This is a genomic window from Vallitaleaceae bacterium 9-2 (genome assembly GCA_038396585.1).
Lineage (GTDB): Bacteria > Bacillota > Clostridia > Lachnospirales > Vallitaleaceae > UBA1351.
In genome coordinates this window covers 884,479-900,767 of sequence record CP121691.1, presented here as the reverse complement: position 1 = coordinate 900,767, position 16,289 = coordinate 884,479, and the positions used below count along the sequence as shown (strand labels likewise).

General features: G+C 38.0%; 18 protein-coding genes. 3 read left to right on the top strand and 15 right to left on the bottom strand.

The window, feature by feature from the left end; genetic code table 11:
* Positions 1-19: 19 nt before the first annotated feature.
* Positions 20-397 carry a RidA family protein gene (locus QBE53_04215; GenBank protein ID WZL82315.1) on the bottom strand — a complete coding sequence of 126 codons (378 nt, stop codon included), beginning with the start codon at positions 395-397 and terminating at the stop codon, positions 20-22.
* Positions 398-625: 228 nt separating this feature from the next.
* On the opposite strand from QBE53_04215, the gene QBE53_04210 reads away from it, so the two are divergent.
* The gene (locus tag QBE53_04210; GenBank protein ID WZL82314.1) at positions 626-1,303 is read left to right on the top strand and encodes a PAS domain-containing protein; all 678 of its coding nucleotides are present in this window, start codon (positions 626-628) and stop codon (positions 1,301-1,303) included.
* A 2-nt stretch (positions 1,304-1,305) separates the two neighbouring features.
* Here the strand turns inward: QBE53_04210 and QBE53_04205 are convergent, their stop codons facing one another.
* Entirely contained in the window at positions 1,306-2,439 is a 1,134-nt protein-coding gene (locus QBE53_04205) for a glycoside hydrolase family 27 protein (protein ID WZL82313.1), read from the bottom strand.
* 164 nt (positions 2,440-2,603) lie between these two features.
* On the opposite strand from QBE53_04205, the gene QBE53_04200 reads away from it, so the two are divergent.
* A complete protein-coding gene (locus QBE53_04200) occupies positions 2,604-3,422 on the top strand; it encodes an AraC family transcriptional regulator (protein WZL82312.1) in 819 nt (272 codons plus the stop codon).
* A gap of 8 nt (positions 3,423-3,430) precedes the next feature.
* Here the strand turns inward: QBE53_04200 and ptsP are convergent, their stop codons facing one another.
* The 13 genes from ptsP to QBE53_04135 form a co-directional block, all read right to left on the bottom strand.
* Positions 3,431-5,158, bottom strand: a complete 1,728-nt coding sequence (ptsP, locus tag QBE53_04195) for a phosphoenolpyruvate--protein phosphotransferase (protein WZL82311.1) — start codon at positions 5,156-5,158, stop codon at positions 3,431-3,433.
* A 22-nt stretch (positions 5,159-5,180) separates the two neighbouring features.
* On the bottom strand, positions 5,181-6,380 hold the full coding sequence (locus tag QBE53_04190; GenBank protein ID WZL82310.1) for a phosphopentomutase: 1,200 nt from the start codon (positions 6,378-6,380) through the stop codon (positions 5,181-5,183).
* 47 nt (positions 6,381-6,427) lie between these two features.
* Positions 6,428-7,591, bottom strand: a complete 1,164-nt coding sequence (locus tag QBE53_04185) for an alanine racemase (protein WZL82309.1) — start codon at positions 7,589-7,591, stop codon at positions 6,428-6,430.
* A gap of 12 nt (positions 7,592-7,603) precedes the next feature.
* A complete protein-coding gene (locus tag QBE53_04180) occupies positions 7,604-7,963 on the bottom strand; it encodes a PRD domain-containing protein (protein ID WZL82308.1) in 360 nt (119 codons plus the stop codon).
* 25 nt (positions 7,964-7,988) lie between these two features.
* Positions 7,989-8,900 carry a phosphotriesterase-related protein gene (locus QBE53_04175; protein ID WZL82307.1) on the bottom strand — a complete coding sequence of 304 codons (912 nt, stop codon included), beginning with the start codon at positions 8,898-8,900 and terminating at the stop codon, positions 7,989-7,991.
* Positions 8,901-8,928: 28 nt separating this feature from the next.
* Positions 8,929-10,230, bottom strand: coding sequence for a YhfT family protein (locus tag QBE53_04170; GenBank protein WZL82306.1), 1,302 nt, complete (start codon positions 10,228-10,230; stop codon positions 8,929-8,931).
* Positions 10,231-10,271: 41 nt separating this feature from the next.
* The gene (locus tag QBE53_04165; protein WZL82305.1) at positions 10,272-10,628 is read right to left on the bottom strand and encodes a DUF2620 family protein; all 357 of its coding nucleotides are present in this window, start codon (positions 10,626-10,628) and stop codon (positions 10,272-10,274) included.
* Positions 10,629-10,888: 260 nt separating this feature from the next.
* On the bottom strand, positions 10,889-11,806 hold the full coding sequence (gene yhfZ, locus QBE53_04160; protein ID WZL82304.1) for a GntR family transcriptional regulator YhfZ: 918 nt from the start codon (positions 11,804-11,806) through the stop codon (positions 10,889-10,891).
* Between the two features lie 78 nt (positions 11,807-11,884).
* The gene (locus tag QBE53_04155; GenBank protein ID WZL82303.1) at positions 11,885-12,460 is read right to left on the bottom strand and encodes a GNAT family N-acetyltransferase; all 576 of its coding nucleotides are present in this window, start codon (positions 12,458-12,460) and stop codon (positions 11,885-11,887) included.
* A gap of 1 nt (position 12,461) precedes the next feature.
* Positions 12,462-13,388, bottom strand: a complete 927-nt coding sequence (locus QBE53_04150; GenBank protein ID WZL82302.1) for a hypothetical protein — start codon at positions 13,386-13,388, stop codon at positions 12,462-12,464.
* Positions 13,381-13,608, bottom strand: a complete 228-nt coding sequence (locus QBE53_04145) for a helix-turn-helix transcriptional regulator (GenBank protein ID WZL82301.1) — start codon at positions 13,606-13,608, stop codon at positions 13,381-13,383. Before QBE53_04145 ends, QBE53_04150 begins: the two co-directional genes overlap by 8 nt.
* Before the next feature lie 15 nt (positions 13,609-13,623).
* On the bottom strand, positions 13,624-14,316 hold the full coding sequence (locus tag QBE53_04140; GenBank protein WZL82300.1) for a hypothetical protein: 693 nt from the start codon (positions 14,314-14,316) through the stop codon (positions 13,624-13,626).
* A gap of 42 nt (positions 14,317-14,358) precedes the next feature.
* Positions 14,359-14,592 carry a hypothetical protein gene (locus tag QBE53_04135; protein WZL82299.1) on the bottom strand — a complete coding sequence of 78 codons (234 nt, stop codon included), beginning with the start codon at positions 14,590-14,592 and terminating at the stop codon, positions 14,359-14,361.
* Between the two features lie 202 nt (positions 14,593-14,794).
* On the opposite strand from QBE53_04135, the gene QBE53_04130 reads away from it, so the two are divergent.
* Positions 14,795-16,216 (top strand): ISNCY family transposase, encoded by a 1,422-nt coding sequence (locus QBE53_04130; GenBank protein ID WZL82298.1) that lies wholly within the window; start codon positions 14,795-14,797, stop codon positions 16,214-16,216.
* The last annotated feature ends 73 nt before the right edge of the window (positions 16,217-16,289 follow it).

Here is a 16,289-nt window from a genome sequence, read left to right as displayed (position 1 = left end):
ATTCCTCCATCGTCTATGATTAGTTTTTCACTGCAATGACTTCAACTTCACAAAGGACATCTTTTGGAAGCTGCTTAACGGCTACACATGATCTTGCCGGCTTATTGGTAAAGTACTTGCTATAGGTTGCGTTGAATTTTTCAAAGTCCTCCATGTTTTTTAGGAAGCATGTTGTTTTTAACACTTGGTCAAAGCAACTGCCTGCTTCGTGTAAAACCGCCTCTAAATTTTTCATAACCTGCTCTGCCTGTATCGTAATATCATTATCTACCACCTCTCCACTTACAGGATCAATCGGAATTTGACCTGAAGTTAAGATAAGGTTTTCAAACACAACGGCTTGAGAATAAGGGCCTATGGCTGCCGGTGCTTTAGTTGTATTTATTTTGTTCATCATGTTGTATCCTCCGTGTTAATTCATTTTATCTGACTGGCCAGTCATAAATAACTTTTTATTAGCTATAAATAGTATTATAACGATGAAATATTTTTTAGTCAATGAAATATTGTTTGTTTTATGTACAAATTTTTTCGTCTATTTTGTTGATTTTCACTAAACTTTTTTTTATTGCATGAATTTATTTTTAGGGTTATAATGAAATAAAGCGATATTGGAGGTATTTTTTTGAAAACGAATTTTCTTACATTAACACATACAGATCGACTTATTCTTGATTCGTATAAGTCCCTCATTGATGGTCTAGATAACTACCTAGGCAAGGGATATGAATTTGTTCTACATAGCTTGGAAAATCTAAATGAATCTGTCATTAAGATTGTAAATGGGCACTACACCGGTCGGGTTGAGGGCTCTCCCATTACTGATTATGCGCTATCTATGCTGGAACAAATCAAGCATAATAACGACCTGCAGTCTGTCAGTTATTTTAACAAAACCGCTACAGGTGTTGATATTAAATCAACCACCATTCCTATTATCGGGGAAAATAACCGCATCATCGGTTTACTTTGCATTAATTTTTATATGAATATGCCCTTTTCAGATATCATTGAAAACTTTATTCCAAAAGCTCGCATGGTTCCTAGTCCTGCTGAGGATTTTGTGGTCGAAAACTTTTCAAATTCTATTGATGATATTTTACTCAAAGCTCTGGATGAAGCCAAAAAAAGTGTTCTGTCGAATCAAGCGATTTCAGCTTCGAACAAGAACAAAGAAATTATTGCTTTATTAAATTCAAAAGGAATCTTTAACATGAAAGATTCCGTTGTGAAAGTTGCTGATTTAATGAATATCTCAAAAAATACAGTCTATATGCATTTACGCAATTTAACCAATTCTTAAGTTTATTGGACGCGATACACTTTTGTTGCGTGTCTTGGAACCATCACGGAAAAAGTATCTTCAACTTTGATATCTTGATGGTTCCAAGCGTCTCTAATTTTTGATATCTTTTCTAATCCTAATGCTTTCCATTCAATGTTCACTTCAATGTCATGGTCACTTCGGTTCAATATGGCTATGGCTTTTTGTGTTCCATTTTCTTCACCTAAATCTTTTAGCCAATACTCCACTTCTCCATCAGATACAGCCACATACGGCATACGACAGGCTTTATCTTGATTAATGGCAATCAGTTCTTCATTCTTTACAATCTCTAAAGTTTCTTGTGCTATCGATGTTAAGTCATTACCTAGCATTAAGGGTGTAGACATCATACACCACATCGCAAAGTGTGTCTTATCTTCTTCGAAGCTTAAACCTCGCCCAACTTGAAGCATATCAAGATCATTAACATGTCCCGGGCCATGATATTGGGCCAATGGTTTGACTGCATCTATTTGTCTTAGGACACTTTCAAAAGATAAGTCTATATCAGCACTGGTTCTCCATGAATCTGCCACATCAACAACCCATGCTCCTGGAAACTCCCAACGGCAGACATTATAGATTATATCTTGTCCTTTTTCTTGACGAAGTGTCTCAATTAATTGACCGATTCTACTGTAGCGTGCTTTCTCATCTAGTTTTAGACATAAGCCTCCACACCAGTCAACTTTGATAAAGTCATAATCCCATTCTACTAAATATGTTCTAAGATCTTGTTCATCATAGCCATATAAACCGACACCTAAACCATCCGTATTGCCATCATCATTATCATGCATGTGGGCACATGTATTTTCTCCAGCATCCGAATATATCCCTGCTTTTAATCCTTTGTCATGAATATATTCTGCCATCGCCTTCATTCCACTTGGAAATCGTTTGGGATGGGAGCGAATCTTTCCGTCTTGATCTCTTCCCGCAAAAAAACCATCATCAATGTTAAAATACGTATACCCAACGTCAGCAAGTCCTGTCTCCACTAATGCATCGACTTGCTTTTTCAATAGTTCTTCATTAATATGAATTCGATAGTTATTCCACGATGCCCATCCCATAAGGGGGGTCAGTCTTTTTTCATATGCTGTACTCATTATCCTTCACTCCTTTAATATGATTACGTTCTTGCCTCTTATAATTATAATCGAATATATGCTATTCTCCTATACACAAAAAGACAGATTTTTGTCACTATCTGTCTTTTTATTACTCGATATGGTAAAATATGAACATCTTCTAATAAATGCCGAGGTGTCTTATGAATCAATTTGTCAATGACTTTTCTCTTTCAAAAATTGAATTCTATCATCGTTACACCCTCAATCCAAGCTATGTATTTAATGGACATAGTCATAATTCTTGGGAGTTAAACGTTGTACTTGATGGTGCCCTAGAAATCACCTATGACACCTTTGTTTTTAGGCTCAATAAAAACCAGGCTTTCCTCAGTGAACCCAATATTTTTCACCGAAATAAAGTCATCGAAAACACTTGTGCCAACATGGTTGTCATCCATTTTCTAAGTTCCGATTTACCACGTTTGGCTTTGCCTAAAATCTATGAAGTTAATGCGCTACAATTAGATTTATTGCACTATGCAATAAAAGATATAGAGATTTTTTTAGACGCACAAAAAATACCTTGTGGAGAAATGTCTATTCTTCCTTTCAGTTTTATAAAAATTATTGAAATCTTTCTATCGAAAATAACTCAAGATGCTAGACCTTTAATTTATACCAAAAACAAAGATACCCATATCTATAATAAAGCTGTACAACATATGAAGGCTAACCTTAGCAGCGGATGTTCATTATCCGAACTTACAGCTACATGTTGTGTTAGCGAGTCAAAGCTAAAACAGGTCTTTAAAGCTTATACCGGTCATGGTCCTATGACATACTATAATCATATTCGTTTAGAATATGGTCGACAATTACTCACAGATAACCATAGTATAGCCGACGTAAGTGCCCGTCTTGGTTATTCTTCTCAAAGTTATTTTTCTCGGGTGTTCAAGAAAAAATATCATCAATCCCCTTTAGCTTTTCAACAGACGCGACATTCTTTCATTCTATAATCAAAAGGTTACTCGACTAATTGATTTTTCATTTTATCCTCTATTACGTTCAAGACATCCTCTTGGCTGGTTAATGTTAATGCCTCCTTGGCTATCTTACTTGCCTGGCGGCTATCAATCCTTGCGGCTTGCTGGCGCGCTCTTAAGATTCCTGGCGCACTCATGCTAAACTCATCTAATCCCAAACCAATCAGTAATCCAAGGGCCAAGGGTTCCCCTGCCATCTCTCCGCACATGCCGACCCACTTACCTTCTTTATGGGCCGCCTCTATTACCATATGTACTAGATTCAAGATCGCCGGATTAAACGGTTGATATAGATAGGATACGTTCTCATTCATACGGTCTGCTGCAAATGTATACTGAATCAAGTCATTGGTCCCTATGGAAAAGAAGTCCACCTCTTTTGCAAATACCGGCGCCATTATGGCTGTTGACGGTATCTCTACCATGATTCCAATCTTATACTTAAACTCGGCTTCACTATACTTTGTGTTTTGTTGTAGCTCTTCTTTGGCCACTTCAAGCAATCTTTTTGCCTGGCGCAACTCTTCTAACGTTGCTATCATCGGGAACATGATATGCAGATTCCCATAGACGCTCGCTCGCAATAATGCTTTTAACTGGGTCAAGAACAACTCCTCATTCGACAGGCACAGACGTATCGCACGATTTCCTAAAAATGGATTCAACTCCTTATCCATTGTCATATAATCCAGCTCTTTGTCTCCTCCGATATCGAGTGTTCTTACTACCACCGGTTTGTTCTCCATGGCTTCCAGCACTTTTTTATACGCCTCGAATTGTTCATCTTCTGTAGGGAAGTTTTTCTTGCCCATATATAAAAATTCTGTTCGGTATAGTCCTATACACTCTGCTCCATGGGACAATGCTCCTTCGATATCTTCTGGACTTCCGATATTGGCTCCAATCTCAATATGCACTCCATCAGCTGTTACGCTGGCTTTATCTATATAGGTCTCTCGCAGTTTCTTTTGGCGTTCAAGCTCTTGTATTTTCTCTGCATATTCTTCCAATCGCTCTTGTTCCGGGTTCTGATAGATGATGCCTTCGTTCCCATCTAGAATGACCTGCTCGCCATCCTTTAAGCTCTCAAATCCTGTCATCGTACCTACTACTGCCGGAATCTCAAGGGTTCTTGCCATAATGGCACTATGACTGGTTCGCCCGCCTATATCCGTTATAAATCCTTTGACCCATCGGCGGTTTAACTGTGCTGTATCTGATGGCGTCAAATCTCTTGCCACTAAGATGACCTCTGAATTGATCTCGCTTAAGTCATGACTTTTTAGCCCTTTCATATGCATGAGCACACGTCGGGATACATCCTTTATATCTGCCGCACGTTCCCGCAGATATTCGTTATCCATACTTTCAAACATTGCCACAAACTGTTGGCTGACCTTCTCAAGCCCATATTCTCCATTGATCTTTTCTGTCTCTATCACTTCTTTGACTTGACCGATAAACTCCGGGTCTTTTAGGATTTCTATGTGTGCTTCAAAAATCGCCGCTGTCTCCGGGCTGATGTTTTCTTGCGCATGCTCTTTGATTCCTTCTAAATCAACAATGCTTTGGCTTACGCCTTGCTTAAACCGTTCTATCTCTGCTCCACAATCTTCCACTGTGTTTGTTTTTGCTTGCACATCGACATGATCGTACTTAAATATCTTGCCTATGCATATGCCTTCGCTCGCACCAATTCCATGTATCAAATTAGTGTCCTCCTTAAATCTGTTATGCCTCTTCAAACTGTATTCTTTTACCGTTTTGTATTGCTGTCTCGCTAGTAAATAGTTCTACTGCTGTTGCTCCAATATCAGACAATGTACTTCTTAGTCCATAACGCTGATTTTTCAAATTCTTTTTATAGACAAGAAGAGGCACATATTCCCGTGTATGTTTTCCATGACCAATGAGCGGATCATTGCCATGGTCAGCAACAATACATAAGACATCATCTTGTGCCATCACTTCTTTTAGTTTAGGTAAATGTGCATCCACCGTCTCTAATTTTTGAATATAACGCCCGGGGTTTTGATCATGTCCGGCAAGATCTGTCTCTTGCACATTGGCACAGATAAACCCTCGTTCCATCTGTTGGCATGCTTGGATAAGTTCATTCATAACTAATGTGGTGTCTACCGCTGGTATACTCTTTCCAAAATCGTTTTGCACAATATCCGCAACTTTACCAATTAATGTTACCGGAATATTTTGTCTGCCTAGAATTGTTGGTGCTTGAACCTCTGGGTCAATGCCATACCCCATATGAATAACCTCATATCCTTGGTCATAGACTCCTACTTCTGGCGCACTCACCCCAACCATCGTATTATCCTTTTCATGGATAGAAGAGATAATGTTAATCAAGTTGACTCCTTGACCTCCAAAAGCAATGACCCGAGGTACTTTTGCATGCTGTCTAACCACGCGACCTACTTTAATGACATCTTCAAATGACACGTAGTCAAATGAAGCTGTCACATTATATGCCAAACCGTAATCCGCTTCAAGATTATCTCCAACAGTAATACAGTTATTTACCAATAAAATTTTATGCTGGTCACCAATATACTTAACATCATAGTTTGCATCGATAAGCCCTTGACGAATCTCATGAATACTTCCTGAAAACGGGATCTTTTGGGTAGGCTTTGGGAATGTTCCCATCATTTCTTGATGTCCATAAAATGTATCCGCCCCCTGATGCATTAGTGCCATTTTTCCATAGTTCGCCTGAGGATTAAACTTCATTTTCAGTGACTCTTTGCCATATGCATTCATTAATCCTAATGCTTCTAAATTAGGCAATGCTAAATCCTCTTGGTATTTTAAAAGACTACCAAAAGTATCCGCATAATATTTGCTATCTGCATCCGGCATTTGTCCCATTCCAAATCCATCTAAAACAAGGACTATCATTTTACCTTTCATCAATATCCTCCTACTCTTTCTTCCTGTCACACATCTCGGGATTTTCCTCAACATTCCTCACGAAGTCTTCCTTGTGAATCATATACTCCGACAATATGGGCTTTTCCTTTACTTAGTCCTTCCACAAGAACAACATCACTTCGGGTTACAAAAATTTGTGTTCTAAATGCAGCCACAACCGGATAGGACACGTTGCATGGCTGATTAATTTCAAAGTAATAGTCAATCGCTGTTGGGTCTAAGGGTAATACATCAACCATCTGTGCTGTTGCTAGCGATTGTCCCACCAATGCTTTATTCATATGTGAGCGTCGATAATGTCCCCCACCATAAAAATAAGCCTTTGAACCAAAGGTGTGTGAAATCTCACTTGCATACACAATCGCCGGTATTTCTCCATCGGATTGTATCGCATGCTTTGGTGTCGTTCCACTTAGACCATGTCCTGGTTCGCCATGTGTTCCTCCTGCTTGGTGAATCATCTCGATTGTTTCCATGGATGTATTTGACGGAAGATTAACCTGTGTAATCTCTATTCCCATCTTTTTAAATATTTCCAATGCTTTTTTTATGGTCGCTAGATTACGCGTCCCTTCGACTGTATGTGTCTGTTCATTATATAAAAAGCAAGGAAATGAAGTAACTCCACGAATATTGACATGCTCAAGACGTTGTATTTTTTCTGCGGTTGCTTCTAACTTTTCAATAGCGATTCCACCATTTTGTCCCTCATAGATACAGTCATCTGTGTCTAAAACACGAAGCATCAAATCCACTTCTACATTAAGCTCTTTAGCTACTTCTGCAATTTCTTGAGCCTTTTCAACTGTATAGATCGTAAGGATTTCCGGCTTTAACTGAAGAATCTTTGGGATGCTTTGTTTGGGAATCTGAACCAGATGCCCCACATGTCCGATTTTCACTCCATGTTGTCCAAGTGACAAGGCTTCTTTATAATCCACACACACCGCACCTTCATACCCTAATTCTACAAGTTTTTTGCCAATATAGGGATTACGTCCGATTTGCTTTGTCATAAAGTACAGCTTCACATTATACCTTGTCGCCACGTCTAAAATATTCTTTGCATTAGTAAGAAGACGATCCACATCTATAATATAACTATCCGGTTGTATATCGCCTTGAGCTAAAAATTGAAAAGCACACTCGACTAATTCCGGATTTTTCTCGATTGTTTTTTCTAAAAACATTTATCCACCTTCTTACGTTATGGTCTCTGTGATAATAATTTTTCCGATATGAACAAAAACAAACCACTTTTCTTCGGGAGGAAATTCAAAGTCTAACATCGCACATGTTCCCTTATACATTTCTTCCATTTTGGCGTAATGTTCGCTATTCATCAATTCATCCACAATCCCTTGATCGGGTTCATTGATTTTTTCATTGCGTTCGACCCGCATCATCGCCTGAGATAAATGTGTTATCATCATCGATGCGTTGTCTTCTGTCAGTTCAATGTTATAGGTCCTTTTATAACCGACAATCATGTTGTTTAATTTTTCATAGATATTTTCTGTAATTAATCCAGCTTCACGCAAGACATTTAAGCGTTCTTCCATTTACTTTCCTCACTTTCTGGATTTTTTATTCCCTACGTTCAAGTAATCTCAAGACATTATTACGTAATAATTTCTTGATGACTGTATCGCTGATGCCCTGGTTTTTCATCATAGGGACAAACGTCCCAAACATGTGATCATAACCATATCCTCCATTCGACTTCAGATACGATTTTCGAGTGATGTCTAGAGACAATACCAATTGCTCTTCAAATCCTGCTTCCAAAAGCTCTACAAGCTTCTCTAAGCGTCGCTCATCTGTAACATATCCGACTTTTCCGATTGTATCAAATGCAATACTTACCCCTTGATTAAGGACTTGTTTCAAGTACTCCACATCATCGACCAAGTCCATATGCCCAATAAGAATTTTCTCCTTTACTACATTGTCCTTGAATAAAAGTTCAACTTGCTCAAGAGCCATTGTCCCAAGTTCACAATGGGTGAAAATAGCCGAACCAGTTTTATTTGCCGCTATTGCCGATGCATGAAAAACTTTTTTTTCATCTTCTGTCATGGTTTGATGACTTGACCCAATCTCTGCAATAATGCCAGCCTTGTGCTGTGTACCATCAATTCCGGTACACAGCTCATGAATGAATTTTGCTGCAAGTTCTTCAACAGTACTTTGTCTTACCTCATCCATATAGTAGCAATCTTGGTAAAATCCTGTACTTGCAATTACATGAATTCCTGTTGCTTCAGATATTTTGACTAAACGATTCACATCTTGTCCCATGCCAGTATTTGACACGTCCACAACAGCTGATAAACCCATTGCCTTTGCACTTAACAGCTCTTTTGTCATAACATGAACTTCACCCAAAATAGAATCTGCCTCTTGTCGAACATGTGATAAATCCATGACTAAATGTTCATGGGCTAATGTATATCCTATGTCTGTTGAGGATACTTTGCCTAATACTGTTTGTATCATAAGAACGCCTTCTTCCTTTTCTTTTGTTTTATACGATTGGAGTAAACAAATTCATAAAGTACAATACGTTTAATAAGACTCCAGTAACAATCGCTGCAATTGGTCCAATTGCCAATTTCATAATAGGTTTTCCTAATGCTTCATTTCCAAGGTATATCAATGCTCCAATGAAAAATCCTGTATATCCACCCATTTTAATTACAGCAAACATCGCTCCCAACAATAATGCTAATTCCATAGACATATTCATTGCTGAACGGATGTTATCTGATGCCATTCGAATTGATGGGAATTTTTCAAAAAAGCTTCCAAGTTTTCTAAGTAAGAACACTTCCAAAACGATCACTAAACCACCTAGTGCCAATGCAACCGTCCAGTGAGGTGCTATATATCCAACGACATAAACAAAAGTAAGACCTGCCACACCATATACTCCCGTTGATAATGCAGTTGTTGCAATCAAAGGTATAAAACTTAATCCTCGCATTGTCTCTGCAATAGCCGCCTGATTAATAAGATTTGTCGCTTGCGCTGCTTCTGGAGAGCTATACGCATCTTTTAATAAATAAATAGATACTTCTGAACCTGCAAAAAAGTCAAGATTTGCAGCTAAGGCTATTAGTGCACCTGTGATTGCTAAAAAGGGTAAATTCTTACGTATTCTTAATGTTCGCACCTCAAAAATTGAGTCTTGCTCTTGTTCATCTGCTGATTGTTCCATGCCATGATCATGAATGACCGCAAATACAAGTAACATAACCATACCGACAAGTAATTGGAATGATTCTGGATAAAGAGCTGTGAACTTTACTAACAATACACGTGTAATTAAGACAAGAACCCCTGCAATAATTCCTTTTTTCTTGCCAAACTGTAAGAAAATTGCCAAAATAGGAAATAGTGCAAAAGCTGAAACAACCGGTCCACTTAATTCTCCAAGAGCTGACAAAAAGTCAACTGGCAAACCTGTAAGTGTTGTGTTCACTGTAGTTAATGCTACAACAACGATGAATCCCCATAACGCTCCACCCACTGCTGCAATCCATTTTTTGGGTGAACTTACACCGATAATATCCGTAGGTAAAAAAAGTAACCACGGATTAAATAATCCTGTTGCCAACGTGAACGATATCCCTACCGATGCAATAAATCCAACACTTAATCCAAAAGCAACACTGGCTACTTCTTGTCGCTTCATTCTTCCTTCAACAAATTCAGGCAATATTGGTCTAATTCCATCATGAAAAACTGCCATAGCCCCATGTGCTAATAATGATGTCATCCCTGTTAACAAACAAATTACTGCTATTTGAATAATATCAAACTCCATTTTACGTCCTCCCAATACGGACACCCTAACAAGAGTAGGTCCTATTTTTCTAAAATATTTTTCATTAATAACTGAACTGTCGCTTCAATATTTTCTACTGACATGCCAAAACAGATTTTACCTTCGTCCAAATATTTTTTAATTACCATTTCATCTGCTTTTTGACCGTTTTTTGCTACTGTACAGCATTTGTTATACCCCACCATTCCAATAAGAATGGATATCGCCGCACCACCACCACTATTACAAGCCCCAAAATAATAGTCTGTTTTTCCGGCTTTTATGTCCTTTGCTGCACTCATATCTGTTGTCTCATATACTTCAACATCACTATTTCCATGTTCTCTAACACTTGCTGCCATCCTATTTTTATCTAATCCACCTACTGCTATTCTCATTGTAAATCCTCCTTCGCCTTGATTGGTTGTTTTTTATTATCTCACCTCCATTATACACGAAATTCACATTACCTACTACAGTAATATACATTTTTTTGTACATTGAAGGTATAATAGGCCTATGTTTTTCATTTTTTATATACTTTACATTGTCCATAAGGTATTGATCCTGAGAAAGTTCAAACCCAACATGCAATGTACAAAATACTGTATATTGATTATAAGCCTTTTTCCTCTTTTTGTAAAGAGGAAATGTTAAATTAATACTTTGGAATTAATTGTCCCGTAATAACTTGCTCTTGAATCCCAACGACTTTTTCCACATCAATCACTTTTTTTAAGAAGCTTTTGATATTTTCATTGCCCTTTTTGATGACAATAACCGCTTTAGTATCTTCACTTTCATTAACAAATGAATCAATGTCAATGTAGTTTAAATCTACATTTTTATTAAGTATTTCATCAATACTCCATACCGCTGCATCAATCGTTCCTGTCTTGATATTTTCAATAATCTGATTATATGGCAATTCTACATACTCCACATCATAACCTTGACATACCCTTTTGGTTAGGGCATAAATATCTAAGGAGGTTTTATCCAGTGCAATCTTCATCCCATCGGCCAACCCTTCACAATGCGGGGCTAATATCAATCCATGCTTATTCACATAGGATCGGCATCCAAAATCAAGAATACTTTCTATCTCATATCCTTGTTTGATAAATTCAATGGCAGAAAATTTACTCATGACCGCAAAATCATAGCGTTCATTAATAATTCCTTGAACCCTCAAACTCGCCCCTCGCATATAAGCTAAATGAAACGGAATAATACTATCGCCTGCTACATGATATAATCCTGTCGCCAAGCCTTCATATAGCTTGGAATACGGCAAGGGCATGACGCCCATGCAGCTTCCAAAATCTGTATATTCCCATAATTTTTTATAATTAATAAATGTAATGTATGACCCAAGATGTCCTTTAGATTGAATATCAATTACTTTGTTTTCTTTTAATAACGCAAATGCTGACTGTACTGTTCCCCGTGCAAATCCAAACTTTTCTGCATATGCAGCGACTGTTTCTATGCGTTCGCCTTCTTCTTTGTAAATCAATTCTCTTGCTAATTCAATTGTTGCAAGCCCGTGCTTTTGCATTAACTTTGATTTCATCTATAACCTCCTATTAACATACAATATATTGTATATTATCATTATTATAAATAATAATCTAAATTTTGTCAAAAAAGCTTATACAATTTGCGCTTTAATTTTTGCAATAATATGGGATGTATCCGGTGCACTTTTATGGATATATGCAAACACATCTTCAATTGTCTGAACCGTTCGCTCTAGCGTTGCTTCTTTTTTACCAACATACATTAAATACATGGCAAAAGCGCCATCTTGGGTAGGTAGCCAATAATCCATGGGAAGAATCTGGGCCCCCAAACGCTCATAATAAGTAATCCGGCGTTGTTGATTAACATTATCTTTTTCAGGTATCTCTACTTCTAAATACATGCCATCATAATCTGCTTGATATGCATTGATAATGGATTCAAAAAAAACAGTGCCATACCCTTTAGATTGAGCGCTAGGTAACACCGCTAAAAAATCTAGCCATAATGCACGCATTGCTTTTGATTTATATACAAGCGCATAGCCAATCAGTTGTTCATCATACGCAAGTAAAACATCATAGCGTCCATCTCGCTCTAGCTTTACAAACTCAGCATATGTTTTTAATTCATTGGCCGGAAACTCTTCAACCATGTGTGCATATACATCATCAATATGTCCCAGCCTGATTGTAATCTCTTTCATTTTATTTTCCTTCGCTTTCTTTTATTTCAATTGAATAGGGTTCAAAAATATTGTTTGCATTAACAAACATACAACTAATCGTCTCTTCACTTTTATCAATGACCTTTCGCTGAACACTCTTAATGCCTTCTTGACTTGTGCCATGTTCTTCAAGAATGTAATAAGCAAGCCCTTCGGGTCTTTTAATATATTCAGGAAGCTTGTCTTTGGATATTCGCATAGTATCTATCACCTCATCGGCTATATTCATACTCTTTAGTATGGCATAATCGATGGGATCTTTGGCTTCTATGTTTAACTCCACTAAAAATGTCTCTTCCATCATCTCGTCATTATCTTCCATCGTATGTGATTCACTTAAGGACTGACTGGCACGAGCTCCTGGATAAGAGTCAAAAGACAGACTGCTTCCTCTACATACATAAATCTGTCCATCCAAAGTTTTGTAGACCGGATTAAAAATAACAAGAATCCTCTCTTGGTTTTCCACATAAAGTGTGCCTTCAATCTCACGTGTATTATCACTTACAGAAATATGAAGATCACTCACGCCTATACCTACATCCACCTTGGATACATTAACCCCTTCTTCATCTATATAAGATGCGTCAATTAATGCTGCTCCTTCAATCGGAAATATATGTTTTCCATCCGGTCCTATTTCGGCATAGATACGACCTTCATTTCGCCAATCAGGTAATATAACCTCTTCCCCATTAAGAAGCTCCTTAATCATCGCATCACTTATCTTATCTGACAGGTCCATCTCATCTTCCATCACAGGCAAATCTTCAAAGGTTGCAAAAATCCCGATAAGTTTATCTGCCTTTTCTTGTGCCTCTTGTGCATGAGCAAGCTGACAGCCGCTCAATAAAATCAATCCACTAAATAGCACGCCTATATTTATGATACTTTTTACTTTATTCATCCACACACTCCTCCAGCTCACCGTCAAATTTTAATATGTCACCTACATCACATTCAAGATAATAACAAATTTGGTTAATCGTCCCAAACCGAACTCCCTTTGCTTTTCCACTACGAAGAATTGATAAATTGGCTTCTGTAATTCCAATTTTATGGCATAATTGCTTTGATGTCATCTTCCGACTTTTTAATACTTCATTAAGATATACCTTAATTGCCATAAATTCCTCCTAAAATTATATGAATGAATCCACTTCATTTTTTAGTCGCCGACTGTCAGCAAAGTATCTTGACATTAGCATAATCATTAATAAGAACATCATAGACATCAACGGAATCATCAAATGATAGTCGGAGCTTAACAATTGCTTTGAAAAAAACAGTTGGCTGATATGGATGAGGATAATTGAAAGTACCGTCAAGGAAATCACTGTCTTACATCCGTTTTCCAGTTTTTTGGCTGCAAAAACCACTTTTTCTCCATATTGGTTCTCCTTAAGTGCATCTAGTAGGCATCCGCCTAAATACATAATCCAAATATTTAATAAACTGGGTAGTCCTTTACCAAATTCTCGAAGAACAATAAATACATCCGAAACCAAAAAATTGATACCAAACATGGTATTGTTTTCTCGAAGATTCGACATTTGAAGCATTATTTGTCTTGTCGTTGTTGAAAATACTGACGCAACGCTCAGCATCGCTAAAATAAAAATGAAAACGGATAAGTAGTCCAATAAATGTAGCGTTTCCACCTTTACTAATTTTTTTATAAACGTCAAAATAACATATCCTGAAAGTAAAGCATAAAAAGTACTCCCTAATATCATAGCCCCTGTCGATTCCATACCAACCGGTGTTAAATATCGGCTGATAAGCCCTGGATTAATTAGGAGATATAAGATGCCAAAGACCATTCCACTCATCACCCATAAAAGAGCATCCCAAGACCTTAGCTCTTCCTTATGACGTCATATCCCCCAAACGATTAAGGGTATGGCTCCGATAAAAACAAAAAGGATCCAAGCAATGGCATTACCTCCACTTCCCGATAAAGATAACCATCTTAAACCTCTCGCCAAATAAACAAACGGGAATGTAATAAAATGCTCATAGAGCGCTCCTGATTTTATATTTGACACTGTGAGCATAATGCAAACTATCGCCTCAATTAGTAAAACAACTGTTACTTTTTTATATTTCATTAATCACCCTCCAAAATTATTGTTTTATTATAATTTTAGATTCAGTCTATCACTAAAATTATTGTTTGTCAATAATTATGTCAAGTGCTTCATTCAATGTCTGATTCATATCTGATAATGTCTTAAGTAACCACATTTGATTATGTCCCAAAGGGAAAGGATGTCGTATAATAGAAACTCACTAAACGAACGAGGTTATATTATGCGAAAAATTGAACTTAACATGAAAGAACATCACAAATATGAAATTATCAAGAAACTTGTTGAAACTAACGGTAACAAACTCAATGCTTCCATCAAGATCGGCTGTTCCGTTCGCCATGTGAACCGAATGATTGCCGGCTACAAAGCAAACGGCAAAGGTTATTTCCAGCATGGTAACAAAGGGCGAAAGCCTAGCATCACACTTGATGACGAAACCCGTCAGAAGATTTTGGATCTCTACCGCAACAAGTACTATGATGCCAACTTCTCACATTTCCAAGAACTCTTGGCAAAGTACGAACATATTCAGGTTTCTGCCACAACCATCAACAACATTCTAAGTACCGAATTCATCCTATCACCCAAGGCCAACCGAAAAACCAAACGAAGGATGAAGGAAAGGCTCAAGGCTATGAAAAAAATGGCAAAAGCGAAAAAGGACATCAAAAGAATCGACACTGCCTTGGTCGACATCGATGATGCCCATCCCCGCCGTCCCCGCTGTTCCTTCTTTGGTGAAATGTTGCAGATGGACGCCTCCATCCACCAATGGTACGGTCAGACAAAGTCCCAACTTCACATCGCCATCGATGATGCTACTGGCTCTATTGTAGGCGCCTATTTCGACGAACAGGAGACACTTAACGGCTATTACAACGTATTCCATCAAATCCTATCCAATTATGGAATTCCCTATATGTTTTATACCGACCGACGCACTGTTTTTGAATACAAACAAAAAAGATCCGCTTCTATCGAAGCCGATACCTTCACTCAGTTCAGTTATGCTTGTCATCAGTTGGGAGTTGATATTAAGACCACCAGTATCCCCCAAGCCAAAGGTCGGGTTGAACGGTTGTTCCAGACTTTGCAATCACGCCTTCCAGTCGAACTTCGACTGAAAGGTGTGACAACGACTAAGCAAGCCAACGTATTCTTGAACTCCTACATAAAAGAATACAATGCTCAGTTCGCAATAGACTCCAAGCATATCAAAAGTGTCTTTGAAAAGCAACCCCCTCAGGAAAAAATTAACCTCATTCTTGCCGTGCTTTCTGACCGCAAAATCGATAATGGTCATTGCATCCGTTACAACAAGCATTATTACATGCCAACAGGTCGAGATGGTTTGCCTAAGCACTTTTATAAAGGTACTAAATCTCTAGTTATCCAAGCTTTCGATAACCAGCTCTATACTTCAATCAATGATGAAACCTATGCCCTAAGGCTCATTCCTGAACATGAATACTCTTCGATTAACTTTGACAGCCTATCAAAAATATCCGAGCCTAAGAAGCAAACCATTCCCCCTATCAACCATCCATGGCGCCAGGCTACATTTGCGAACTTTGCAAAACAGCAACGCCATCGGATTGACTTTGAGTCTGCCTGCTATACGCAGGAAGTACTGTCCAACTAGGACGACTCCGGTGCCTGCCTTACGGCGAGGATGGGGACGAAGCACCATAAAGAAAAAAGCCATGCACCTGACA